Annotated in this window: 25 protein-coding genes; 10 read left to right on the plus strand and 15 right to left on the minus strand. The window is 55.2% G+C overall.

Annotated elements, in window-relative coordinates; all coding sequences use genetic code 11:
- Positions 1-57 precede the first annotated feature (57 nt).
- The 7 genes from KCG46_RS10390 to KCG46_RS10420 all read right to left on the minus strand — a co-directional run bounded on the left by KCG46_RS10390 (position 58) and on the right by KCG46_RS10420 (position 7,152).
- The gene (locus KCG46_RS10390; RefSeq protein ID WP_218405148.1) at positions 58-915 is read right to left on the minus strand and encodes an AAA family ATPase; all 858 of its coding nucleotides are present in this window, start codon (positions 913-915) and stop codon (positions 58-60) included.
- 105 nt (positions 916-1,020) lie between these two features.
- Positions 1,021-2,340 carry a serine hydrolase gene (locus KCG46_RS10395; RefSeq protein WP_218405149.1) on the minus strand — a complete coding sequence of 440 codons (1,320 nt, stop codon included), beginning with the start codon at positions 2,338-2,340 and terminating at the stop codon, positions 1,021-1,023.
- Between the two features lie 43 nt (positions 2,341-2,383).
- On the minus strand, positions 2,384-2,959 hold the full coding sequence (locus KCG46_RS10400) for a hypothetical protein (RefSeq protein ID WP_218405150.1): 576 nt from the start codon (positions 2,957-2,959) through the stop codon (positions 2,384-2,386).
- On the minus strand, positions 2,956-3,480 hold the full coding sequence (locus tag KCG46_RS10405) for an RNA polymerase sigma factor (protein WP_218405151.1): 525 nt from the start codon (positions 3,478-3,480) through the stop codon (positions 2,956-2,958). Before KCG46_RS10405 ends, KCG46_RS10400 begins: the two co-directional genes overlap by 4 nt.
- A gap of 51 nt (positions 3,481-3,531) precedes the next feature.
- Positions 3,532-3,906 carry a hypothetical protein gene (locus tag KCG46_RS10410; protein WP_218405152.1) on the minus strand — a complete coding sequence of 125 codons (375 nt, stop codon included), beginning with the start codon at positions 3,904-3,906 and terminating at the stop codon, positions 3,532-3,534.
- Positions 3,899-5,890 (minus strand): DNA topoisomerase IV subunit B, encoded by a 1,992-nt coding sequence (parE, locus tag KCG46_RS10415; RefSeq protein ID WP_218405153.1) that lies wholly within the window; start codon positions 5,888-5,890, stop codon positions 3,899-3,901. Before parE ends, KCG46_RS10410 begins: the two co-directional genes overlap by 8 nt.
- A 74-nt stretch (positions 5,891-5,964) precedes the next feature.
- Positions 5,965-7,152: a penicillin-binding protein activator gene (locus KCG46_RS10420; protein ID WP_218405154.1), complete on the minus strand. Its 1,188-nt coding sequence runs from the start codon at positions 7,150-7,152 to the stop codon at positions 5,965-5,967.
- Positions 7,153-7,192: 40 nt separating this feature from the next.
- Between KCG46_RS10420 and rsmI the strand changes: the two genes are divergently transcribed.
- The 4 genes from rsmI to KCG46_RS10440 are packed head-to-tail and all read left to right on the plus strand — an operon-like array spanning position 7,193 to position 9,652.
- Positions 7,193-8,050 carry a 16S rRNA (cytidine(1402)-2'-O)-methyltransferase gene (gene rsmI, locus KCG46_RS10425; RefSeq protein ID WP_218405155.1) on the plus strand — a complete coding sequence of 286 codons (858 nt, stop codon included), beginning with the start codon at positions 7,193-7,195 and terminating at the stop codon, positions 8,048-8,050.
- Positions 8,047-8,403, plus strand: a complete 357-nt coding sequence (locus KCG46_RS10430; protein ID WP_218405156.1) for a YraN family protein — start codon at positions 8,047-8,049, stop codon at positions 8,401-8,403. Before rsmI ends, KCG46_RS10430 begins: the two co-directional genes overlap by 4 nt.
- A gap of 24 nt (positions 8,404-8,427) precedes the next feature.
- A complete protein-coding gene (gshB, locus tag KCG46_RS10435) occupies positions 8,428-9,393 on the plus strand; it encodes a glutathione synthase (protein ID WP_218405157.1) in 966 nt (321 codons plus the stop codon).
- Positions 9,380-9,652 (plus strand): hypothetical protein, encoded by a 273-nt coding sequence (locus KCG46_RS10440; RefSeq protein ID WP_218405158.1) that lies wholly within the window; start codon positions 9,380-9,382, stop codon positions 9,650-9,652. The genes gshB and KCG46_RS10440 overlap by 14 nt, the downstream gene beginning before the upstream one ends.
- Before the next feature lie 21 nt (positions 9,653-9,673).
- On the opposite strand, the gene KCG46_RS10445 is transcribed toward KCG46_RS10440, so the two are convergent.
- Positions 9,674-10,579, minus strand: a complete 906-nt coding sequence (locus tag KCG46_RS10445; RefSeq protein ID WP_218405159.1) for a tyrosine recombinase XerC — start codon at positions 10,577-10,579, stop codon at positions 9,674-9,676.
- Positions 10,576-11,727 carry a radical SAM family heme chaperone HemW gene (hemW, locus tag KCG46_RS10450; RefSeq protein WP_218405160.1) on the minus strand — a complete coding sequence of 384 codons (1,152 nt, stop codon included), beginning with the start codon at positions 11,725-11,727 and terminating at the stop codon, positions 10,576-10,578. Before hemW ends, KCG46_RS10445 begins: the two co-directional genes overlap by 4 nt.
- 169 nt (positions 11,728-11,896) lie before the next feature.
- Between hemW and KCG46_RS10455 the strand changes: the two genes are divergently transcribed.
- The gene (locus tag KCG46_RS10455; RefSeq protein ID WP_218405161.1) at positions 11,897-12,553 is read left to right on the plus strand and encodes a CAP domain-containing protein; all 657 of its coding nucleotides are present in this window, start codon (positions 11,897-11,899) and stop codon (positions 12,551-12,553) included.
- Here KCG46_RS10455 and rdgB read toward each other — a convergent pair whose 3' ends face one another.
- From rdgB to rph, 3 genes are read right to left on the minus strand one after another with little or no spacing between them, the layout of a single operon-like run.
- Positions 12,554-13,180: an RdgB/HAM1 family non-canonical purine NTP pyrophosphatase gene (rdgB, locus tag KCG46_RS10460; RefSeq protein WP_255551863.1), complete on the minus strand. Its 627-nt coding sequence runs from the start codon at positions 13,178-13,180 to the stop codon at positions 12,554-12,556.
- A complete protein-coding gene (locus tag KCG46_RS10465) occupies positions 13,177-13,692 on the minus strand; it encodes a hypothetical protein (RefSeq protein ID WP_218405162.1) in 516 nt (171 codons plus the stop codon). The genes rdgB and KCG46_RS10465 overlap by 4 nt, the downstream gene beginning before the upstream one ends.
- Positions 13,692-14,408, minus strand: coding sequence for a ribonuclease PH (gene rph, locus KCG46_RS10470; protein ID WP_218405163.1), 717 nt, complete (start codon positions 14,406-14,408; stop codon positions 13,692-13,694). Before rph ends, KCG46_RS10465 begins: the two co-directional genes overlap by 1 nt.
- Before the next feature lie 104 nt (positions 14,409-14,512).
- Here rph and hrcA point away from each other — a divergent pair, with 104 nt between their 5' ends.
- The 3 genes from hrcA to KCG46_RS10485 are packed head-to-tail and all read left to right on the plus strand — an operon-like array spanning position 14,513 to position 17,024.
- Positions 14,513-15,568, plus strand: coding sequence for a heat-inducible transcriptional repressor HrcA (gene hrcA, locus KCG46_RS10475; protein WP_218405164.1), 1,056 nt, complete (start codon positions 14,513-14,515; stop codon positions 15,566-15,568).
- Between the two features lie 17 nt (positions 15,569-15,585).
- Positions 15,586-16,182, plus strand: coding sequence for a nucleotide exchange factor GrpE (gene grpE / locus KCG46_RS10480; protein WP_218405165.1), 597 nt, complete (start codon positions 15,586-15,588; stop codon positions 16,180-16,182).
- Between the two features lie 26 nt (positions 16,183-16,208).
- Positions 16,209-17,024 carry an OmpW/AlkL family protein gene (locus KCG46_RS10485; protein WP_369410191.1) on the plus strand — a complete coding sequence of 272 codons (816 nt, stop codon included), beginning with the start codon at positions 16,209-16,211 and terminating at the stop codon, positions 17,022-17,024.
- Positions 17,025-17,065: 41 nt separating this feature from the next.
- Here the strand turns inward: KCG46_RS10485 and KCG46_RS10490 are convergent, their stop codons facing one another.
- The 3 genes from KCG46_RS10490 to KCG46_RS10500 all read right to left on the minus strand — a co-directional run bounded on the left by KCG46_RS10490 (position 17,066) and on the right by KCG46_RS10500 (position 18,888).
- Positions 17,066-17,734 carry a crotonase/enoyl-CoA hydratase family protein gene (locus KCG46_RS10490; protein ID WP_218405166.1) on the minus strand — a complete coding sequence of 223 codons (669 nt, stop codon included), beginning with the start codon at positions 17,732-17,734 and terminating at the stop codon, positions 17,066-17,068.
- 99 nt (positions 17,735-17,833) lie between these two features.
- Complete coding sequence (locus KCG46_RS10495) at positions 17,834-18,340, minus strand: vgr related protein (protein ID WP_218405167.1); 507 nt, start codon at positions 18,338-18,340, stop codon at positions 17,834-17,836.
- Between the two features lie 17 nt (positions 18,341-18,357).
- Positions 18,358-18,888, minus strand: coding sequence for a copper chaperone PCu(A)C (locus tag KCG46_RS10500; protein WP_255551864.1), 531 nt, complete (start codon positions 18,886-18,888; stop codon positions 18,358-18,360).
- A gap of 177 nt (positions 18,889-19,065) precedes the next feature.
- On the opposite strand from KCG46_RS10500, the gene dnaK reads away from it, so the two are divergent.
- Positions 19,066-20,988, plus strand: a complete 1,923-nt coding sequence (gene dnaK / locus KCG46_RS10505; protein WP_218405168.1) for a molecular chaperone DnaK — start codon at positions 19,066-19,068, stop codon at positions 20,986-20,988.
- Between the two features lie 77 nt (positions 20,989-21,065).
- The gene (gene dnaJ, locus KCG46_RS10510) at positions 21,066-22,217 is read left to right on the plus strand and encodes a molecular chaperone DnaJ (protein ID WP_218405169.1); all 1,152 of its coding nucleotides are present in this window, start codon (positions 21,066-21,068) and stop codon (positions 22,215-22,217) included.
- Position 22,218 lies beyond the last annotated feature (1 nt).

Here is a 22,218-nt window from a genome sequence, read left to right on the forward strand (position 1 = left end):
CCTATCGCTCCGGAAAATCAATCCCGCCGGGCAAACTGCAAAAGACTCAAATGTGGCTTAAGTCGGGTTGCGACGCGCCATAAATGCGAGCCGTTCGAACATCATTACATCTTGCTCATTCTTGAGCAATGCACCGTGCAAAGGCGGTATCGCATTGTTTGGATTGGAATCCTGCAATGTTTCAAGCGGCATATCTTCGTTCATTAGAAGCTTTAGCCAATCGAGTAGTTCGCTCGTCGAAGGCTTTTTCTTAAGTCCCGGAACTTCACGCAATTCGTAAAAGATATCCATCGCTTTTTTAACGAGGGTCTTTTGAATATCTGGATAATGCACATCGATGATCGACTGCATCGTCTCACGATCGGGGAATTTTATGTAGTGGAAGAAACAGCGGCGAAGGAACGCGTCAGGCAGTTCCTTCTCGTTGTTCGAAGTAATGACTACGATCGGGCGCTCTTTTGCTTCGATACGTTCCTGCGTTTCATAAACATCGAAGCTCATCCGATCGAGTTCCTGCAGGAGGTCATTTGGAAACTCGATGTCAGCTTTGTCAATTTCGTCAATCAGCAGGACGGGCAATTCCGGAGACGTAAAGGCCTCCCATAGTTTGCCCTTTTTGATGTAGTTGCGAATATCATGGACGCGCTCTTCGCCAAGCTGGCCATCACGCAAGCGGGCGACTGCATCGTATTCATAGAGGCCTTGCTGGGCTTTGGTCGTCGATTTGACGTTCCATTCGATCATCGGTGCGCCGAGTGCTTTCGAAATTTCATGAGCAAGAACAGTCTTACCTGTTCCGGGCTCGCCCTTGACCAGGAGCGGACGGCGCAGGGTCACGGCTGCGTTCACCGCAACTTTAAGATCGTCGGTTGCGATGTAGTCGCTGGTTCCGTCAAAGCTCTGCTGGTCGGTCATGGTGTCCCTTTGATTGGTCCGCATTCGAAACTGATTTGCTGGGGGGCGATAGGGGGCAGCGGCCCAGCACGCAAGAGTATGATGTATGCTGTGATCTGACGATGCTTACAGAGGAAGCGCCATGATCCTTTGAGCGATTAACTCAAGCGCAGTCTCATCGAGGTTTGCATCCGCATCGTTCCAGCTGAGAGTGAGCACATATGGAAGGCCGGCCTTCGTATAAAGCAACCAAGTAAGATTGAGCACGCCGGGCTCTGAGCCACCTTTGTAATGCGCACTCGCCCAATTCTGCCAACCATTGTCGGCCATGCTTGGATTGACGCTCATGATTTTGAGAGGGACGCCAGATCCCTGGTCGAGCATGTGGATGTAGAGCTTTCGCAAGTCGTTCGGGCTGGCAAACCATTCCACATCCAACGCCACGGGTCCTCCCGAAAACGTGGACTGGATGCGGTTCACATCTAGGTCGCTGTCGTTCAGTCTATGCAGGATTTCTGCTTTGTCAGACACCGAGGCCGCTCGATATTGAGTGAGTGTTTCATCGCCTGCCGCCTTGAGCGCGAACATTTCTCTTGTGGTGAGAAATGGTACATTCTTTGCGGGTGTGGAATGGCCGCTCGCGATCATTTCATCGATGACCGCATCAACCCCGACGTGACGCATAAGGGTATCCGTTGCGGTGTTGTCGCTGATTGAAATCATCATCGTCGCAAGCGTCTGGAGTGTGACTGGCGCCGGGTCAGGCCAATCCTGCATCATCCCGCTGGGAAAGCTGCGACGTGTAATGGAAAGATCGGTTGTCGAATCCCAAGCCTCTTTTCCGCTCGTTATCCGGCGGTTGAGCGCTGCGAGCACATAAATCTTGAATGTAGAGCCAATCGCAAACTGTTCATCTGGATTGATGCTGATGGCCGGATTGGTTCCGTCAAGTGGTCCAAAATAGGCGCCAACATTTCCGGGGAGGGCATTCAACTCGTTGATGATTTTCTCAGCGGAATCGTTGAGCGGGTCAAAGCTGCGGAACAGCAGTTCGTTGATACGATTGCCGTCTTGTGGATCAATTGCGATGCCGCCTCGACCAACGGCCCGTTCCATCCGGATAGCCAATGCGGAGCGCGTTCCTGTATCAGGTTCAAGTGTTTCGACTTCAAGAGCGCGGCCAAATTGGCTCGTTAGCTGCGCGGAAAGCCCTGTCAGCTGTGCGGGCGGCACGGCTTGCAAAAACCCTTCTGTGAAAACCTCCTCAAGGGGCACGTCCAACTCGCCGTTGACCAGCGCGACCACCTGCTCGCTCCTCATCTGGATCGGAGCGACAGGCTCAGCCTCTGAACTCGGGGCATCTTGAGCTGCCGCATGCGAGATGGGCAGGGCCAACGGAGCGGTAACAAGCGTGGCTGCTGCGAGAGCTTTCTTGAGCGGGGTCATCAAATTTCTCCAGTTCGGTGTAAATCTAATCCAGAAGCCCCGATCAAGCCAGAGCATCAAGCGACGAGATTTTTGCCTTCAATGAGCGAGCTGCCCACCAATTCGCCAACGCAACTCCGCCGAAGATCGCGATAGTGGCCGAGGCCGGTCCGACGATGCCTGACAAGGCCTCTGCCCAGCCGTTGGATTCGGCGACCTCTACCGTCGTCACGGCATAGAACATCAGCATGCCAGGTATAAACGGACCGAGGTACCATTTCGGTACTGCGCGCAGAGCGTCATACTGCCGTTGGTATTGGCGACGGAGGTGCGTGATGCAGGGATCCTCCGGGCGACGCGTGAGATTGCTCCCACGCTTGTGAAGGCTCCACATTACGAAAAGCGAGCCTGCAACGACAAGCGCCATTGAAATACCGATCAATGGCTCGCCTTTCCAGAATGCCGCCACAGCAGCGGCGCCGCATGCCAGAGCAACAAATCCACCAGCGACATACTCGGTGACATTGCGGAACCGGATCCGACGTTCAAAGGCGTTTGCGCGGACAGTGCATTCAGAAGGCGCGCTAAAGGCCGCTTCGGGTGCGGCTTCGCACCACTCGGGGAGGGGGGGCGTGCTCATTCAGGAGCTCCTACGTTTTCTGGGATGGTAAAATGACTAGCCAAAAGCGCCTTGATCCGGTGAATGCGGACACTGACAGCGCCAGAAGACATGCCGGTAATATCGGCAATTTCAGCGCCGCTTTCGCCTTCGAGCCAGAGCACGATCACCTGGGCATCCAAGGGCGGCAATCGGCGGATCAGTTCCGCAATTTGGTCAAGAGCATGCGCCTCGGCAGCTTTGGTTTCGGGGTTGCTGGCCGATGGAAGCATATCAATCTCTTCCAGAGGCACTTTCTTCGGGCCGCGCGCTGCTTTTGAAATGTGATCGGCCGCGACATTATGCGCGACACGGTAGACCCATGTTTTAAGTGCGCTTTCGCCTTTAAATCGTGCGAGGCTCGTCCAGATCGCGCAGTGCATTTCCTGTTCAAGGTCACGCGCTTTTTCTGCGTCGCGTTCAACTGCCCGAGCGAGCCGGGCGATCGCGGGTGCGAATTGCTTACCGGCTTCGTGATAAAGGGCTTCCGCTTGCTTGGTCATGCCCCTTTAGTCTTTGCCGCTGAAGATTTCTTACAACGCGGTGTTAGATTTTCAGAAGATGTTAGAGGCCGCAACAGCAAATAGCATGTTGAAAAGGAACATGATGACCGTCGCGACCTTCCAGCCTGTTCCCGCCGTTTCCATACCACGATCCCAAGTCCACTTTGCAATCGCGCCAGTGGTGAGAGCGGACATAATGATCGTCAGCCAAGGTTCTTGAGATGATAGCGCAAATAGGAAAACACAGATGCTGACCAGCTGAACCATGAACGCGCCTGTGAACCACACGATTGGTATTGGCCGGTAAGCCGTGTCGGGAACTTCCCAATCTGGCAGTGAAACATCAGGCCGCGAAATTCTCCGGTCGCCCGCGTAGATATCGTCTGCTCGGGGATCAGGATATTTGCGGCCTTCGTCGTCAGGCATCAATCATGTCGCGGTCCATTTCGCCCGCGCGGTTCTGAATAAAGTTGAACCGGTGCTCAGGATTCCGACCCATTAACTGATCGACCAGTTCCTTTACCGCCGCACGTTCTTCGAATTCAGGCGGCAGTGTAATGCGAATTAGAGAACGGGTATCTGGGTTCATCGTCGTCTCGCGAAGCTGATGCGGATTCATTTCGCCCAATCCCTTAAAGCGTCCGACTTCGACCTTTTTACCTTTGAAGACGGTTGCTTCCAGCTCGTCGCGGTGGGCATCATCACTGGCATATCGGCTCTCCTTACCAGCGGTAAGGCGGTAGAGTGGAGGCTGAGCTAGAAACAGGTGACCTTTGCGAACAATGTCTGGCATTTCTTGAAAGAAGAAAGTCATCAGCAATGTTGCGATGTGCGCACCATCGACATCGGCATCAGTCATGATGATTACGCGGTCATAGCGCAGGTTTTCGGCATCACAGTCCTTGCGGGTGCCACAACCAAGCGCGAGGCCCAGATCCGCGATTTCCGAATTGGCGCGGATTTTATCGATTGTCGCACTCGCAACATTCAGGATCTTACCGCGGATAGGAAGGATGGCTTGCGTTTTGCGATTGCGCGCCTGTTTTGCGCTCCCGCCAGCAGAGTCTCCTTCGACGATAAACAGTTCAGTTTCTTTGTCGGTTTCGCCGGAGCAATCGGTTAGCTTGCCGGGCAGGCGCAATTTCTTGGCGTTAGTCGCAGTCTTGCGTTTGACCTCTCGCTCTTGCTTGCGACGCAGGCGCTCGTCCATCCGCTCCATAACCTCGCCAAGCAGCGCTTTGCCGCGCTCCATATTGTCGGTCAGGAAATGGTCGAAATGATCGCGAACCGCATTTTCGACCAGACGCGCTGCCTCCGGTGAAGTCAGTCTGTCCTTTGTTTGTGACTGAAACTGAGGATCGCGGATAAACACGCTGAGCATTATCTCGGCGCCCGTCATCACATCATCGGCAGTGATGTCTTTGGCTTTTTTGGTGCCGGTGAGTTCACCAAAGCCGCGCAGGCCCTTGGTCAGGGCTGCACGCAAACCTTGCTCGTGGGTACCGCCGTCAGGCGTCGGTACGGTGTTACAATACCAGCTGGTCGATCCGTCAGAGAAGAGCGGCCAGGCTATGGCCCACTCAACCTTGCCTTGGGCCTGTCCCTCGGCATTTTCAGGAAAATCCTGATTGCCAGCGAACGGTTCGGCCGTAACACACTCGCGGCCGCCGATTTGTTCGAAAAGGTGATCTGCGAGTCCACCCGGAAATTTGAAAGTCGCCTCCGCCGGTACTTCTTCGCTTGTCAGGCTCTCGGCGCATTTCCAGCGGATTTCAACGCCAGCGAATAGATACGCCTTTGAACGCGCGAGTTTAAACAGGCGATGCGGTTTGAACTGGCGGTCGCCGAAAATTTCGGTGTCAGGAGTGAAGCTGACTTGGGTGCCGCGGCGGTTTGGTGCTGCGCCCAGTTCTTCGAGCTTTCCAAGCGTCTGACCTTTCGAGAATTCCTGCGCGAACAGTTTCTTGTCCCGAGCAACTTCAACACGAGTGTCAGATGACAGCGCGTTGACCACGCTTACACCAACGCCGTGAAGGCCGCCGCTTGTCGCATAGGCTTTGCCTGAGAATTTACCGCCAGAGTGCAGCGTTGAAAGTATCACCTCAAGCGTCGATTTGCCCGGAAATTTGGGATGCTCGTCAACGGGAATGCCGCGACCATTGTCCGATACGGTCAGGCGGTTTCCCTCATCGAGGCGCATTTCGATCCGGTTGGCATGACCGGCGACAGCTTCGTCCATCGAGTTGTCGAGCACTTCAGCAGCCAAGTGATGCAGTGCGCGGTCATCCGTGCCGCCAATATACATGCCTGGTCGCCGCCGTACGGGCTCAAGCCCCTCCAGCACTTCGATGGAGGAGGAGTCGTAATCGCCGCTCGATGTCGGCGTGTTTTCAAAAAGATCGTCGGACATGTCCATGATATGGACACGGCGACGCCCGCTCACAAGCGAAGGTGGGCTGTTTTGCTCGGGTTTTGCGCCGGTTTCTAGTTTGAGAAGCTTGTCGGAGCTGCTTCGACCGGGACAACGCTGTTGCTGCGGACTTCACGCACTTCCAAAGCGCGCTCTGCAATCCCGTTGCGACCAAAGCGAAATGGGCCATCGACGCCTAGGAATCCACCTCGATCGAACAGCATTGAAGTCGGGAAGTCTCTCCCAACGCGCCAATCACGGGCCACGCGAAGGGTCAGCAAAACCGAATCGTAACCCAGTGTTGCGATCCGATAGGGTTTGTTGCCAAAGCGCGCTTCGTAACTGTCGGCAAACCTCTTATACCGTCGATCCGAAACTGCAGCAAAGATCGCGCCGTTGACCGCGCTGGAACGGGTCAGGACAGATTCGCCGCTCCAAAGCTCTGTGCCAAGGATACGTGTTCCTTCGGCACCGCTTTTCTTAACTTCGCCCGCCGCTTGAACCGCCAGCCGTGCGCCGTCGGCGATCAATACAGTGTCGTATCCGCCAGCCGAACGAAGCCGCTGTGCCGCGCTGACAATCGAAGTGTTTCCGCGGGCATATTGGGCGGAGCCAATCAGGTTACCGCCATAGTCATTAAGAGCGCTGGTGAGCGCATCGAATGAACGCTGACCGTAGGTGCCCTCGGGCACTAGCGCTGCAAAGTTGTTCGATCCGCGCGCGCGCGCATAGGCAACAGAGCGGCGAATAGACTGTTCAGGCACATGACCCATCAGAAAAACGTCTGCACTTGCTACACGGGTATCGTTAGAAAACGCGATGGCGGGCACATTCGCAGGACGGGCAGCGGCTTGGACGGCAGGCACATTTTCGGCGAGCAACGGGCCAAGGATCAGTTTGTTGCCATCAGCGATGGCGCGACGTGCAGCGGCGCCTGCACCTTTCGATGTGTCATATGTCGTGATGCGCAGGTTGTTTGCGTTCGTATCAAGCAGCGCCATCGTCGTCGCATTGGCGAGCGATTGTCCGACAGCAGATGTATTGCCGCCCATTGGCACGAGCAGCGCAACGCGGTGACGGGTCGCATCACTTGGCAGCGCAGTTGCACTAGGCTCCGGCGTTGGTGCGGCAACAGGTCCGGTACTTTGCGAAGGGCCAGTTTTCGGAATGACGGAGCACCCGCCAAGCAATAATGCTGTCCCTGCGATAGCGAGCGCTCGCTTTGAAAATACGCGTGAAACGTGACTGCCCAAACTGTTCATTCTTGCCGACCCCTGATCGCTGCTCCAAAGATGGCGTCTTATGAACACGCCCGACCCTGAATCAGCCCTTAGTAAACCTCTAGAAGCAGGGCTTTATATTGTAGCCACGCCGATTGGCAATCTTGGCGATGTAACGGTTCGTGCAGTCGACGTGCTGCGTCGGTGTGAGGTAATTGCGTGTGAAGATACGCGAGTGACCGGAAAATTGTTGAAACATTGCGGCGTGAATACGCGGATGATGCGGTATGATGATCATGCATCGGACCGCCAGCGAGAGGGAATTCTTGATCTCGCGCGGTCGCAGCCTGTGGCTTTGGTTAGCGATGCGGGAACGCCTCTTATCTCCGATCCGGGATATAGACTTGTCCGTGATGCTCGCGAGGCGGGTGTCACGGTCACGAGCCTTCCGGGAGCGTGTGCCGCGATAACCGGCCTTACACTTGCCGGCCTACCCAATGATCGCTTCCTGTTCGCCGGCTTTTTGCCGGTGAAGGAAAAGGCGCGGGGCGATGTTTTGTCAGAACTCGCCAATGTCGCCGCAACCCTGATTTTCTATGAGACGGGTCCGCGCCTTGAAAGAAGTCTCAAGACGATTGCCGAGATATGGCCAACTCGAGAAGTTGCTGTGGCGCGAGAACTGACCAAGATGCACGAGGAATGCCGAACTGGGACTGCTTCGGATGTAGCCACCTATTACGCGGCGCACCCTCCGAAAGGCGAAATTGTGCTGCTTATCGGCCCTCCGGATGTATCAATATCGACGGCTGATCCTGACGCTCTTTTGCGTGAGGCGTTGCAGGAAGTCAGCCCAAGTAAGGCCGCCGCGAAAGTGTCCAAAGCCACCGGCATTGATCGTCAAACGCTTTACACCCGTGCAGTTGAGCTCAAATCTCAATGACCGCGAAACGGGAAATCGCCGAGCGCAAAGGGCGTGAGGGGGAGGCTCAGGCGGCGCAGTGGCTTGTCGGGCAAGGGTGGCGAATTCTGGCCGAAAGGGTGAAAACGCCTGTTGGCGAAATCGATCTGATTGCGCGAAAGGATAGGCTCACTGCCTTTATCGAAGTGAAATGGCGCAAACGGGCCGCTGATCTTGATACTGCCATCGACGAACGCCGGCTTTTGCGGGTTGCCGCCGCTGCCGAAGCTGTCGCTCACAAATACGCTCAGCCGGATGACGATTTGCGGATCGACGTGATCCTCCTTGCGCCTGGCTCTGTGCCACGCCACATCACAAACGCGTTTCAACCTTAAGAGCGAATACCAAAGGATTTCTGCATGACCTTGCGCGTGGCGGTTCAGATGGACCCAATCGAAGACATTAATATCGCTGGCGACAGCTCCTTTGCGCTGATGCTGTCTGCACAGGAACGCGGCTATGAGGTTTTCGAATATCATGTCGAAAGCCTGACGCTAGACGCCAATGACCGTCTGTTTGCGGAATGCGCTCCGGTGAAGCTTCAGCGGATCCAAGGCGATCATTTCGCGAAGGGTGAATTGCAGCGGCTTGATCTGGGCAAGGACATCGATGTTATCCTGATGCGTCAGGACCCGCCATTCCACATGGGTTACATCACCGCGACGCACCTGCTGGAGCGGATCAAGGACGAGACTTTGGTGGTCAACGACCCAGCCAATGTGCGCAACGCACCGGAAAAAGTGATGGTGCTCGATTATCGCCGCTTTATGCCGCCGACTTTGATCACGCGTTCATCTGATGAAGTGAAACGCTTTATGGCCGAGCACGGCGCTGTGGTTGTGAAGCCGATCCACGGAAACGGCGGCAAAGCCATCTTCCGAGTACCAGATAGCGGCGACAACCTCACCGCATTGTTCGAGGTGTTCAATCAAACATGGCCAGAGCCCCACATGGTCCAACCCTTCCTCCCCGAAGTGTCTGAAGGCGACAAAAGGATTGTGCTTGTCGACGGCGAAGTGGCGGGCGCGATCAACCGCATTCCGGGCGAAGGCGAGTTCCGCAGCAATTTGGCCATGGGCGGAAGCGCGGAAGCGACGGGACTTACCGAGCGCGAGCAAGAAATTTGCGATGCGATGGGGCCGGATTTGAAACGGCTAGGACTGACTTTCGTGGGTATCGACGTAATCGGCGGCAAATGGCTGACGGAGATCAACGTCACATCGCCAACGGGGATTGTGGCGATTGATAAGTTCAACGGCACCGACACGGCGGGAATGATCTGGGATGCGATTGAAACGAGAGCAAAATCGAATGTCGGGACCTAATTTAGATCAGTTTGGGGCTGAAGAAGTCCTCAAAGTCATGCAAGATAACATGTGCTTATCTAAGGTATCTGAGGTTGAGTGCGTTCTTGATTTGATCGCGGGCCCAATAGCACAGCTCTATGATCAGAAAGACACAAGGGCAGATGCTTATCTGGAAACGTTGCACGATGCATTTGCCGCCATGCGTGACGATTTTGATGACCGGGATGCGCGCGCGATCGGAAAGTTCCTGAATGTCATTATTGCAGCGACCCAATAGCTGCAATTTTCGGTCTTGGAACTATTTTCGACTTTTCTCCGCTCTCGGATGCGCTTTGCGGTAATTCTCTAACAAGCTCGCCGCATCTACCTTTGTGTAAATTTGCGTCGACCCTAGCGAAGCGTGCCCCAACAACTCCTGCAAGCTCCGCAAGTCCGCGCCCGCGCTGAGCAAATGGGTGGCGAATGAATGCCTGAGCGCATGCGGCGTCGCGGTGTCGGGCAGGCCGAGCGCGCGGCGGGCCTTCGCCATCGCTTTCTGCACCATCCCTTGCGACAGCGCGCCTCCCTTCGCGCCTCGGAAAAGCGTTTCCGCCGGATCGATCGGGTAAGGGCATGCACCGGTATATTCTGCAACCGCATCCCGAACTATTGGCAATACCGGGACCAAACGTTGCTTGCCGCCTTTACCCGTGATTTGAAGCGTCTCTCGCAGAGGTGTGTCGCTGCCCTTCAATGAAAGCGCCTCGGCTATGCGCAGGCCGGAACCGTACATCAAAAGCAACACCGCGCGGTCTCTCGCGCCGATCCAGTCATCGCTCGCCGTTCCGTCGACCAGATCGGCGACGTTCACCGCTTCATCCGGGGTGATGGGGCGGGGCAGACCCTTCTTCAATCGTGGTCCACGAACGCGCGGGGCAGCAGGATCAGGATCGCCGCTTTCGCTCCGAGCAAAAGCGATAAAGGCCTTCAATGCGGATAATTCTCGCGCCGCACTGGTGTTTGCCAGACCATCGGCGCGCCTCGCAGCAAGATGCGCGCGCAAATCGTGCGCTTCAATCTGCGCGACTTCTTTGAAACTTGATAGATCATGCGCCGCCGTAAGACGTTTTGCGGCAGCACAATAAGCGCGCACCGTGTGAGCGGATCGCCGCTTGCTGTCGGAAAGATAGGAATGCCACGCGCCGAGAATGTCTTCGCGGCTCATGCGGTCACCAGAGCGTCACCAACAATCTCACCCAAAAGCGCATCGAGGAGTGGTCTTCCCGGAGCGGCGACACCAATACGTGACCCCTCCTGCCACATCATGCCAAGCTCAACATACTGGGCGAGTTTGTCTTGTTCGATGAGCGCCGCAGCGGACAAGCCGAAACGGGTAGACATCGCGCTCAAATCAATGCCTTCATTGAGCCGAAGGCCCATCAAAAGCGCCTCGGCGGCTTGATCGCTAACACTGAGCATTCTTTGCTCGGCAATGCCATGGGAGCGCTTGGCAACAGCATCCAAGAAGTTCTCCGGCTTTTTATGCCGGGTGGTAGCAAATCCGCCCCGCCGACCATGAGCTCCCGGCCCGATACCGGCATAGTCTTGATACCGCCAATAGGTGAGGTTGTGCTGGCTCTCTTCTCCAATGCAGGCATGATTGCTGGTTTCATAGGCAGGCAAACCAGCGGCGTGCGTCAATTCCTGTGTGAGTGAGAACAATTCGGCGGCAGCGTCATCATTGAGAGGGTCGAATAGTCCGCGGCGCACATCTGTGGCGAAACGCGTGCCTGGCTCGATCGTCAATTGGTACAACGACAGATGGTTGGTGCCAAAACTCAACGCTCGTGACAGCTGCTTCTCCCACTGCTTTGGAGTCTGGTTAGGCAAGGCGTAAATCAGGTCGAAACTGACACGGTTGAAGCTTGCTTGAGCCATCTCAAGCGCTTTCAGTGCCTCTTCTGCTCCGTGAAGGCGGCCCAGCCATTTAAGCGTTTTATCGTGCAATGATTGCACGCCCAGCGACACTCGATTGATCCCAGCGCTGGCGAGAATTTCAAAATTTGCCGCCTCGACAGAGGACGGATTTGCTTCGAGTGTTATCTCAATGCGCTCGTCAAAGCCCCACAAATCCGATGCTTCGTTCAAGAGTGCTTCGACCAATGAAGACGGCATCAATGAAGGTGTACCGCCGCCAAAGAAGATAGAAGTTAAGCTCTCGCCACCCGCAACTTCGGCCTCCGCCCGCATGTCTGCGACTAATGCGTTCTGCCACCCAACTGCGTCGACTGTTTCACGCACATGCGAGTTGAAGTCGCAATAGGGGCATTTCTTCTCGCAGAAGGGCCAATGGATATAAAGCGCGCGGGCCATTCCGAGATCCTATGCGATGTGTGCAACGAAAAGCCAATTTATCAATTCGACGCGATCCAAGAACCAGTGAAGCCCGACCGTTTGAAAAGCAGGCCAGGTGGTTTTGACTAACCGCTATTAAGCATGGTTCTTCAGCACATCTTAGACATGCTCAGGTGAAAGCGATCACATGATACTAGCTCGCGAATTGCTCCGCTCAACAAGCATCATGATTGTTTCGATGGCTACCGCGCTTGGTGGCTGCGGTGGCGGCGATTCTCCGCCGCCAAGCGGGAACTCCGGCGCGATTGCTCCTTCGCCAAGCCCGTCTCCTTCGCCGTCACCCTCTCCCACCCCATCGCCAACTCCGAGCCCGTCTCCATCGACCGGAACGGCATCTTCGCGTCAGGACCAGATGCTTGCCGTGATGCTGCGCGATCACAATGCTGCGCGGCGCGAAGTGGGGACGCCCGATCTGGTGCTGGATGATGACCTCAATGCGCAGGCGCTAGCCTATGCTGAGGAACTGGCCTCAAGCGGCAGGTTTGAACACAGCTCCAACAGTTCGCGCCCAGGGCAGGGCGAGAACCTTTGGGCTGGCACAGCTGGCGCGTTTAGTTACGAACGCATGGCCGCAGGGTGGATCGATGAAAAGCGATTTTACGTTCATGCCAACTTCCCATTCGTCAGCAATACCGGCCAATGGCAGGATGTGGGCCATTACACTCAGGTGATCTGGCAAAATACTGACAAGCTGGGCTGCGGGATAGCAACGGGGAACGGGCGTGATGTCCTTGTTTGCCGGTATAGTCCTCCGGGCAACGTCGTCGGCCAGTTCGCCTATTGATCAGGTGCCAAACTGGTCTGCAAACAGTTTGGCGAATGCATCGGCACGGTGACTGATTGCGTGTTTCTCAGTTGGATCGATCTCGGCAAAGGTTTGTTCGCGTCCTGCGGGTATAAAGACCGGGTCATAACCGAAACCCATTTCACCCCGAGGCGGCCATGTAAGCGAGCCGGGGCATTTGCCTTCGTAGACTGCATGCTCTCCGTCTGGCCAAGCCACAGCCAAAACGCAGTGGAAAGCGGCAGAGCGATCAATGTCGGGACCGAGCTGCTGCAGCAGCCCTTCAACCTTACCCATCGCCAGATACCAATCGCGGCCAGGCTCTCCTTCGAAATGCTGCCTCTCGGCCCAATCTGCCGTATAAACCCCCGGTCGGCCGTTAAGAGCATCAACAGCTAGTCCGCTATCATCGGCGAGGGATGCAAGCCCGGAAGCTTCTGCCGCCGCGCGCGCCTTGATCAGCGCATTTTCAACAAAGGTTGTGCCCGTTTCTGCTGGTTCAGGCAGCCCAAGTGACCCCGCGGAGATGCACTTCATACCGAACGGATCGAGCAGGGCAGAGATTTCCTTCAGTTTACCCGCATTGTGGGTCGCTATTACAAGCGATCCGCCACCAAGTTTTCTCATGATCGTGCTTTCGCTTTTTCAGGGAGGCCATTCATCGCTAATCTTCGCCGGATGAATTCTGCGTGGTCGCTACCGATTTGCGCCTTTGGAAAAATATACCCCAATTGGCGCGTGGGATGGATGGCAATTACGTGAGTGTTTTCATTCCACAGCACCATGTTCGACCACTGCGCTGTGACACTCCCCGATCGTTGCGAAATCGAAAAATCAGTTTCGGAAACCGACAGGGTCATTTCCTCTTGGATCAGGCTGTACTCTCGATACGTTTTGCCCACGCGCCATGGCAGAATGATGAAACGCGAAAGCAAGAACAGAACAGTGCCGGCGCAGATGCCACCAATCGCCGCGCCGATTGATAGCATTGGGTCGCCAACAAATATTGCAACCAATGCTATCAATGCGACAAATCCCGCAATGAAAACAACGAGATTTTTGATCTGAACAGCGTGAACAAGCTTTGCAAATTCGAGGTAGTCGTCTTGCGAGATGTGATACTTTACAGGCCCGAGCATTAGCCGCCGGTTACGTCTAACTGCGCTTTAAAGATGCCATCGCAGCCGATGTTTGCGAGGCGAAGCAGGCGTAACAGGCCCTCCTCGTCGTAAGTCGCGCCTTCGGCTGTTGCTTGTACTTCAGCAATCTGTCCGCCGGAAATCAGGACGAAGTTTGCATCAGCATCAGCATCACTATCTTCTGGATAGTCGAGGTCTAGAACCGGAGTGCCTTTATATATCCCGCATGAGATCGCGCCGACTTGGGCCGTGATTGGATCTTCTTTCAGATCACCCGCTGCCATCAGGCTGTTCACGGCAAGACGCAGCGCCACCCATGCACCGGAGATCGACGCCGTACGAGTACCGCCATCAGCCTGAATTACGTCGCAATCCAAAGTGATCTGACGCTCGCCCAATTTCTTAAGGTCAACAACAGCACGCAAAGAGCGACCTATAAGGCGTTGAATTTCTTGCGTTCGACCGGATTGTTTGCCGCGTGCTGCTTCGCGGCTGCCGCGTGTATGGGTTGCACGGGGCAGCATCGAGTATTCGCCTGTCACCCAGCCTTCACCTTTGCCGCGGAGCCAAGGCGGGATGCGTTCTTCAACAGAAGCAGTGCATAGTACTTTCGTATCGCCGAAACTGATCAGGCAAGAGCCCTCGGCGTGTTTGGTGTATCCAGTTTCAATCGTGATAGCGCGCATTTCGTCTGGCGCGCGTCCTGAAGGGCGCATTTGGTAGCTCCTGCTTGCTTTGATTCGTGTCGTTGCGCGGTGTGAAGGGGTTCACCCGTCATCGCAAGGCTTGGCGAATTCAAATAGGGCGCTAAATTGGCCTCATGGCTTCTCCACCGATCACCGAACTGACCGAGCGCGCGCGCGAAATCTTTCGCCGTGTTGTTGAGGGGTATATTGATAGCGGCCAACCGGTCGGGTCAAAGGTGTTGGCATCAGACGGGACGCTTAATCTATCCTCGGCGTCCATCCGGTCGGTGCTGGCCGATCTGGAAAGCTTGGGGCTGCTTACCGCGCCGCATACGAGCGCAGGACGTATGCCGACCGATGCCGGTCTTCGGATTTTTGTCGATGGTATGATGCGAGTGGCCGAACCGACCAAAGACGAACGCGCACAGATCGAAGCGCGGCTTTCGGAAAGCGGTCCGGTTGAACACGCTTTGCAGCAGGCCAGTGCGCTTCTTTCTGACCTGTCCGGTGCAGCGGGGATGGTAATGGTCCCGACCCGCGAGCAAAAACTTTCGCAATTCAATCTTGTCGATTTGGGTCAGGGTAGGGCGCTGGCGGTGCTCGTTGGTGAGGATGGCGGCGTCGAAAACCGTGTTGTCGAACTTGGCGGTGCGTTGACCCCGGGCTCGCTCGACAGGGCAACGAATTATATCACTGCTAGGTTGGCTGGCCGAACATTGGCTGATGCCTCGCATGCAATGCACGCAGAAATCGCCGCCGGGCAAACACAACTGGATGATGCAAGCCGCGACTTGGTTAAGCGGGGGCTTGCCGTGTGGAGCGAAGATGCAAACGAACGGCCAGTCCTAATCGTACGCGGCGCAGCAAACTTGCTTGATGAGGCGGCGCTGAACGATATCGATCGCGTGCGCTCGCTCCTCGATGACCTTGAAGACAAGCAATCTGTGGCAAGCGTTTTAGAAAGCGCGCGCGAAGCAGATGCAACCCGCATCTTTATCGGAAGTGAAAACCGATTATTCGGTCTATCGGGTTCATCGATCATCGCTTCACCCTATCGCGACCGTGAAGGCCGTGTAGTCGGGGTTTTGGGTGTGATCGGTCCGACAAGGTTGAATTACGCGCGAGTGGTCCCCATGGTTGATTTAACAGCAAGATCGCTTGGCCGTTCGTTGGACAAGCTCATCGTTTAGACGGATAATCAAAAGACATGATCGACAATGACAAGCCGCAGGAAGAAGCGGCGAATGAAGACGTTAAAGCGGAACTGAAAGGTGTTCCTGAAGAGTTTCTCTCCGATGGGGAGGAGACAGGTGAAGATGGCGGTGACGACCTGAATGAGGCACTCGAATCGCTCCGCCGCGATCTTGAGGAAACCAAGCAAGAGGTCCTTTATGCAAAGGCGGACACGCAGAATGTACGTCGCCGCGCGGAGAAGGATATTCAAGACGCGCGCAACTATGCCGCGACCGGGTTTGCCCGCGACGTATTGAGCGTGTGGGACAATCTTTCGCGAGCCGTCGACGCAATTCCAGGCAGCCTGCGCGAAGATGAAAAAATGAAGGGACTTGTCGTCGGAATCGAGGCGACCCAGCGCGAGCTTGAAAAAGTATTCAAACAGAACGGTATCGAGCGGATCGCTGCGTTGGATATGCCACTTGATCCGAACCAGCATCAGGCGATGATGGAAGTCCCGACGGATGAGAAAGAGCCCGGCACAATCGTGCAGGAAATGCAGTCAGGCTGGATGATTAAAAACCGTTTGCTGCGCCCTGCAATGGTGGCTGTCGCGAAAAAACCGGAATAAGATCAATTTAGTCCGATTTCGGGGAATTGAAAACATTCGCTGCAGTTGTATTACGTGATGTGACAACATCACCATGCAACAAACACTTGTCTTGTCTGCCGGTCCCCCTCCGGCAGAGGGCAACAGGAGTGAATGAAATGAAAAAGTTTTCTGTATCTCTGGCGGCTTCGCTAGCGGTCGGATTTTCAGCCCCCGCGATGGCTCAAGACGAGGATCGTGCGGGCTCTATTCAAGTTAAGGCTCTCGGTACGTTTGTCCTCCCCGACGGAGAGATAAACGAAGTTGAGGTGGATGCGATCGGCGTTCCTGCTGGCAGTCAAACAACTGTGAATGACAACTTTGTGCCCACAGTCGCAGTCGAGTACTTTTTCTCAAACAACATATCGATTGAGACAATTGCTGGAGTGACCCAACATGACGTCGATGGCGCGGGCGCTTTAGCGGGCGCTGAGGTCATCTCAGACGCGCGCATCATTCCCGCCACCATCACCGCCAAGTATCATTTCGACTTGGGTGAAAGTGGCATCAAGCCATATTTTGGCGCTGGACCGGCATATTTCTTCACCTTTGATGAAAGCGCCGGCGCAGGGGTTGGCGATCTTGGCATCGTCGATGCTGATCTCACAGATGAGCTTGGCGTCGCGCTTCAAGCTGGTGCAGATATTGCTTTCGGTGACAGTGGGTTAGGTCTGTCGGTTGACGCGAAGCGATACTTTATTGGGACAAATGCACGTTTTTTCGATGCAACTGGAACAAAAGTTTTGCGGACAGCTCATACTCTTGACCGATGGTTTAGGCAATCGACAAAAGGGGCATCTGAGCAATCAGGTGCCTCTTTTTAATCTGACCTGCAGCGAGCAGTCGCGCAAAGAGAAAACGGTTTTCAACCGAAATCAGGCAGCGGACTTGCCTCTATATCGTCAATTAGTTGGCGGTTCATCGCGGATTTGTTCGCGTTAAACGCGCCCGCATTTAAGCTCTTCATGTGGGTAAGTGTTGCCTTTAGCGTGGCTTCCACATCATCTGGTGCAACGACATTCTGGAAATAGCCGACTTTGCCCGCATCGACCGAGCTGAACATCTCTGATGTGGCCACCGCTTTGCGTCCATGCGGATTGAGCCGGGCGGCGCCCAAAATCATGGGATATATTGGTAGGGCCATGCCAATTGCGCTTTCGTTCATTCCTGTCACAAAATCGCCTTCGGTTCCGATGGCGTGGTCTGCGGCAAGCATCAGGAATGCACCCATTGGATATGCGTGCCCCTCGCACACGGTGATTACAGGGGCAGGGTGACGAAGGATGGCAAGGATCGCGTCCTTGCCCGCTTGCAACTGTGCTGTGGCAATTTCTGGTCCAGCGCCAAAGCCCTTCAGGTCAAAACCGGCAGAGAAAATGCCTTTTCGCCCGCGAATGGCGACTGGAGCAAGGTCTTTGGAGCACTCTGCCAAGGCGGCAACAAGTGCATCCAGCTTTTCCTTGTTGAGCGCATTCACTTTGCCGTCATCCAGTGTGAGGATGTGGGCACCATTGCTGCTTTCAGAGGTAATCATGAATGTCTCCCGGTCAGAACTTTGGTAACGATTGCAGGGCTGCAACGCACGTTCAATGGCTAATTTGGGCTGCCCCTACGGCATTCTGGCGAGGGCAGCTTACAAAGTAGCGCCTCTGAATTTTACAAGGACATCGAAGGCCGCTCTATCGCCGACGCCAGCCAATTTTGCCCCGTGTCTCAACCAGAATGCATGCTTCACAATTTCGGCCTGCTGCTCGATCCCGTACTCCTCAAATGTCTGTCCCGGTTTGAGGCTGTAGCCGTACCGGCAGAACGGATGACGGCGCAGCAGTAGATACCAGTCACCGTGTGTCTGGGTTTGCCAAACATGGGTGAGTTCGTGGATCAAGTGACCTTGCTTCGCCAACTCCACTGTCGAGAAATCATCGCAGTATGCATGGCCAGCGGGATGGAAGTGCAAGTGCCCGCATGGAGCCATCGTGATGCGTTTCGGTTGAAACGGAAAAAACTTCCTACGCTTCAGTTTAATTGGCGCATAGTCCACTGCATCGCCGAAGACTGTCCTAGCAAGTTCAACTTCGCCAGGTGTCAGATGGCGCTCACCGCCAACCGGACATGCGGGTAACGTAGCATTGGTTTCCATTTTGCCAGCGATTTGGTTCAGCCTCCGTCGCCGGCGGCGGTCGCTCTTGGATCACCAGCGGCGAGCACTTCGGCTTCGAATTTGTGCGTTTGACCGCCCGAAACGGTTAGAGTGATTTCGGCCTTTCCACCGGGCTTAAGTTCGGAAGACGGGTCGAAAGCCATTACATGAAGCCCGCCCGGCTTGAACGCGACCTCGGCTCCGTTGGTAAGAGGAATGGGGAGCGCTTCCATCATCTGCACTTTGAAATCATATTCGCCATAATCATGCAGCGTTGCGCTGCCTGCTTGTGCAACATCAGCTCTACGTATTGAGAGGCCGCGATCTGCATCGTATTTTAGATCGAAGTACACGGCTGCAGGGTTCCCCTCGACAGCGTTCAGCACCATCCGCGCATTTTCGATACTCATTCCAGGGATCGTACCTGCGACTTCTTCTACGGGCGCTTCGGGTTCTGTGCCGCATGCAGATAGCGACAATGCGCTGGCCATAGTGGCTGCCGCGAACATGGATTTGAGCGCGCGACCGCTTTCGATTGAAGTCTTCATTCTGGTTGTCCCCTCTTCATACGCGATGAAAACTAGTGCGTCCGATCTCTTGTGCCAAGCAAAACCGCACCTATATCCCGCTCATATTCGAGCCGCCGAGGCGTTTTGCCCAAAGGATATTCCATCGGGGAAACGCACGAAGGCGGTGTCCAACAAACTCCAAGAGATGGGGAAACAATGGGTAAAGTAATCGGTATTGACCTTGGTACTACGAACAGCTGCGTGTCCGTCATGGACGGCGGCAAACCGAAGGTAATCGAAAATTCTGAAGGCGCTCGCACGACGCCTTCGATCGTCGCTTTTACGAAAGACGGCGAACGGTTGATCGGTCAGCCGGCCAAGCGCCAGGCAGTGACCAATCCCGACAACACTCTTTTTGCGATCAAGCGTTTGATCGGTCGTCCGTTCAACGATCCGCTTACAGAGAAAGACATGGATCTTGTCCCTTATGAGATCGTCAAAGGTAAGAATGGCGATGCATGGGTGAAAGCGGGAGGCGAGGAATATTCGCCTTCGCAAATCTCTGCTTTCATTCTGCAGAAGATGAAAGAAACCGCTGAGAGTTACCTCGGCGAAACAGTTGATCAGGCGGTCATCACTGTTCCCGCTTACTTTAACGATGCGCAGCGCCAGGCCACCAAAGATGCCGGTCAAATTGCTGGCCTCGAAGTCCTGCGTATCATCAACGAGCCTACTGCGGCTGCGCTGGCATACGGCATGGACAAGAACGATGGTAAAACCATCGCTGTTTATGACCTTGGCGGCGGTACATTCGATGTTTCGATCCTTGAGATCGGTGACGGTGTCTTTGAAGTGAAGTCGACCAACGGTGACACGTTCCTTGGCGGTGAAGACTTCGATAATGCGATTGTTGAATGGCTCGCAGAGCAATTCAACAAGAAAGAAAGCATGGACTTGAAGACCGACAAGCTCGCTCTTCAGCGTTTGAAAGAAGCCGCGGAGAAGGCCAAGATCGAGCTTTCCAGCTCGGCAACAACCGAAGTCAATCTCCCGTTTATCACAGCGCGCATGGAAGGTGGATCATCCACCCCGCTCCACCTCGTTGAAACGATCAGCCGTTCTGACCTTGAAAAGATGGTTGGAAATCTGATCACCCGCACGCTTGAGCCCTGCAAGAAAGCGCTCAAAGACGCGGGCGTAAGCAAGGATGAGATTGACGAAGTGATCCTGGTCGGCGGTATGACCCGCATGCCGAAGGTTCGCGAAGTCGTTGAGAAGTTCTTCGAAGCCAAACCGCACACTGGCGTGAACCCTGATGAAGTCGTTGCGATGGGCGCGGCCATTCAAGCAGGTGTTTTGCAAGGCGACGTTAAAGACGTCCTGCTTCTCGACGTGACGCCGCTTTCGCTCGGTATCGAAACGCTTGGCGGCGTGTTCACTCGCATGATCGACCGCAACACCACGATCCCGACGAAGAAGACCCAGACTTATTCGACTGCTGAAGACAATCAGCAGGCTGTGACGATCAAGGTTTTCCAAGGCGAACGCGAGATGGCAGCTGATAACAAGCTGCTCGGCAACTTTGACCTCGTTGGTATTCCACCCGCACCGCGCGGAGTTCCTCAGGTTGAAGTGACGTTTGATATTGATGCCAACGGTATTGTCTCGGTTTCGGCCAAAGACAAAGGCACCGGCAAAGAGCAAACTATCAAGATCCAGGCATCGGGCGGTCTGTCAGACAATGACATCGACCAGATGGTGCAGGACGCGGAGAAGTTCGCCGACGAAGACAAGAAGCGTAAGGAAGCCGCAGAAGCGCGCAACCAAGCCGACAGTCTTGTTCACGCGACCGAGAAGCAGCTTGAAGAGCACGGCGACAAGGTCGACGGTGATACCAAGACTGCTGTTGAGGAAGCATTGGCGGCAACCAAGACCGCTCTTGAAGGTGATGATGGCGAAGAGATCAGCGCTAAGGCGCAGGCTCTGACCGAAGCGGCTATGAAAATGGGCCAGCAAATCTATGAGCAAGAGCAAGCTGCTGCTCCGGAAGAGGGAGCCGAATCTGCTCCTGAAGAGCCTGCAGACGAAGACGTTGTCGACGCCGAGTTCTCCGAGGTCGACGAAGACAAAAAGGACTAATGTCCTGATGAAAAACCGTTCCGCCGCCGGTGTAAGATGCACCGGCGGCGGATAGTTTTTGGTAGGGCGAGGACTTTATGGCTACCGAAACCGATTATTACGAACTGCTTCAAGTCACCCGCGATGCTGATGGCTCAGCGCTTAAGAGTGCGTATCGCAAACTTGCGATGAAATTTCACCCGGATCGCAACCCGGGCGACGCCGAAGCGGAAGCAAAGTTCAAAGCCTGTAACGAGGCCTATGAGTGCCTCAAAGACCCTCAGAAGCGCGCCGCATATGACCGGTTCGGTCATGATGCCTATAAGCAAGGCATGAGCGGCGGCGGTGGAGGCGGCGGCTTTGGTGGCGGCGCTGGCCAAGGCGATTTCGGCGACATTGGCGATATATTTGAAACTATTTTCGGCAGCGCGTTTGGCGGAGGCGGCCAAGGTCGCGGACGTCAACAGCAACGTCGAGGTGCCGATCTTCGATATGACATGCAAGTCACGCTGGAAGAAGCGTTTGACGGCAAATCTACCGAGATAGAAATCGAAGTCTCGCAAAGCTGTGACACTTGCGAAGGCTCAGGCTCTACCCCGGGGACTGGCGAGCGAACATGCAATCTGTGCCATGGTCAGGGTGCTGTACGCGCCAAGCAGGGGCTGTTCGTAGTCGAGCGTCCATGCCCGACATGCGGCGGCCGCGGATCGGTGATCGAGGACCCATGCGGTGATTGCCGCGGGGAAGGGCGCGTTGATAAAGCACAAGCTCTTGCTGTGGAAATTCCGCCTGGTGTGGACACGGGTACTCGCATCCGCCTTTCAGGCAAAGGCGAGGCAGGCCAACGCGGCGCGCCTCCCGGTGATCTCTACATCTTCATTCATGTAAAGCCGCACACGGTGTTCGAACGCGAAGGAACAACCTTGGCAACGCGGGTCCCAGTTAGCTTTACGACTGCGGCACTCGGTGGGAGTGTAGATATTCCAGATCTCGACGGTTCGACTAATACCGTCGATATTCCCGTCGGCATTCAGTCGGGCAAGCAATTGCGCGTGCGCGGCGCAGGTATGCCGGTTCTACAGGGACGCGGGCGCGGTGATTTGGTTGTGGAGATCGGCGTTGAAACCCCAACCAAGCTCAGCCGGCAACAGAAAGAAATTCTAGAACAATTCCGCGAGACGGAGACAGGTGATGAATGCCCTGAAAGCAAGGGCTTCTTTTCCAAACTCAAAGATGCTTTCGGAGCTTAGG

The sequence above is a fragment of the Erythrobacter crassostreae genome (assembly GCF_019204045.1).
Classification (GTDB): Bacteria; Pseudomonadota; Alphaproteobacteria; order Sphingomonadales; family Sphingomonadaceae; genus Erythrobacter; species Erythrobacter crassostreae.